Raw genomic sequence first — 1,946 nt, forward strand, 5'->3', positions numbered from 1 at the left:
CCCGTCCCCCTTCCCCGGGGGCGGGCGCTTCGCCGTTCTCACCTGGGTTTTTCCCGCCGTCCGACGCCGCCCGGTGTGACCACACCCACGTACCGTTAGCAAGGCTAATGAACTAGAATGCCTAGGGTGCCGTCGAGCTCCCGCAGGTCCAGCCGTAGCCCGGCGACCGTCGGGGGCGACCTCCGTGTCGCCCTCACCCGAGTGTCCCGCCGCCTGCGCGCCGAGCGCGGTGAGGCCGACCTCCCTGAGGGGCAGTTCGGGATCCTGACGGTGCTGCACCGACACGGCGAGATGTCCCCCGGCTCCCTCGCCGAGCACGAGCGCGTGCGCCCCCCGTCGATGACCCGAGCGGTGAACACCCTGGCCGAGCTCGGCCTCGTCGAGAAGGTGGAGCACGCGACCGACAAGCGCCAGGTCGTCGTCCGCCTCACCGCGGCCGGCGAGCGTGAGGTCGCCGAGACCCGGCGGCGTCGCGACGCCTGGCTCACCAAACAGCTGTCCACCCTGACCGTAGAGGAGAGAGAGATCCTTGCAGGAGCCAGCGAGCTCCTCCTGCGGATCGCCGCTCGATGAGCGCAACCTTCGCCAGCCTTAAATATCGTAACTATCGTCTCTGGTTCGCCAGCGCTCTCGTCGCCAACATCGGCACCTGGATGCAGCGCGTGGCGCAGGACTGGGTCGTCCTGACCCTCCTGACCAACAACTCCGGCGTCGCGGTCGGCATCGTGACCGCGCTGCAGTTCATCCCGCACATCTTCCTGTCCGCGTGGGCCGGCCTGCTGGCCGACCGCGTCGACCGCCGCAAGCTCCTGATGATGACGCAGGGCGGCATGGGCGTACTGGGCCTCGGGCTCGGTGCGCTGGTGCTGTCCGGCGCTGCCGAGCTGTGGCACGTGTACGTGTTCGCCACCCTGCTGGGTGTCGTGAGCGCGATCGACGGGCCGGTGCGCCAGACGTTCGTCGCCGAGCTCGTGCCGACCAAGCGGCTCGCGAACGCCGTCGGGCTCAACTCGACGAACTTCAACGCCGCACGCCTCATCGGTCCCGGTGTGGCGGGCCTGCTCATCGCGGCCGTCGGCACCGGCTGGGTGTTCATCATCAACGGCATCGCCTTCGGTGCCGTGATCCTGGCGCTCACCCGGATGCGCGACCTGCGGGTGCAGCCCACCGCCTCGCGCGCCAAGGGACAGATCCGCGAGGGCCTGTCCTACATCCGTGGGCGCAGCGACATCGTGGTGATCATGGTCGTGATGGGCGTGGTCTCCACGTTCGGCCTGAACTTCCAGCTCACCTCCGCCATGATGGCGCGCGTCGAGTTCGGGCGGGGCGCCGGCGAGTACGGCATCCTCGGGTCCGTGCTCGCGATCGGCTCGCTCGCCGGTGCGCTCCTCGCGGCCCGCCGCGAGCGGCCGCGGGTGCGGCTCGTGCTCGGTGCGGCGTTCGCGTTCGCGATCGCCATGGGCATCCAGGCGGTCATGCCGACCTACCTCGGCTACCTGATCATGTGCATCCCGGTCGGCTTCGCGTCGCTCACCATGCTGACGTCGGCCAACGCGGCGATCCAGCTCTCGGTCGCGCCCGAGATGCGCGGTCGCGTCATGTCGATCTACATGATGGTGCTGCTCGGCACCACGCCGCTGGGCTCCCCCGTCGTCGGCTGGATCGGCGAGACGTTCGGCCCGCGGTACGCGGTGCTGATCGGTGCCGTGGCCACGCTGCTGGTCGCGGCGATCGCGACGGTCTGGGCCTACCGGACGTGGCACGTGCGGGTCCGCGCGCGGCTCTCCCGCGAGCACCGCATCCCGCGCCCGTACCTCCAGGTCGACTACCCGCCCCTGGCGGACCCGACCCCGGAGCGCCAGGCCCTGGCGGCGTAGCGCGACGGCGACACCCCAAGGTGCGCTTCTACCCAGCCATTGGGCCCGGAATCACGCTGATTTCGGGCC

At 70.3% G+C, this 1,946-nt stretch carries 2 protein-coding genes; both read left to right on the plus strand.

Translation table 11 applies throughout. The features are described from left to right. Positions 1-117: 117 nt before the first annotated feature. Positions 118-573 carry a MarR family winged helix-turn-helix transcriptional regulator gene (locus tag ACFU5G_RS29815; RefSeq protein ID WP_377252755.1) on the plus strand — a complete coding sequence of 152 codons (456 nt, stop codon included), beginning with the start codon at positions 118-120 and terminating at the stop codon, positions 571-573. Further along, complete coding sequence (locus tag ACFU5G_RS29820) at positions 570-1,877, plus strand: MFS transporter (protein ID WP_377252757.1); 1,308 nt, start codon at positions 570-572, stop codon at positions 1,875-1,877. Before ACFU5G_RS29815 ends, ACFU5G_RS29820 begins: the two co-directional genes overlap by 4 nt. Positions 1,878-1,946 lie beyond the last annotated feature (69 nt).

It is taken from the genome of Promicromonospora sp. NPDC057488, from assembly GCF_042802395.1.
Lineage (GTDB): Bacteria > Actinomycetota > Actinomycetes > Actinomycetales > Cellulomonadaceae > Promicromonospora.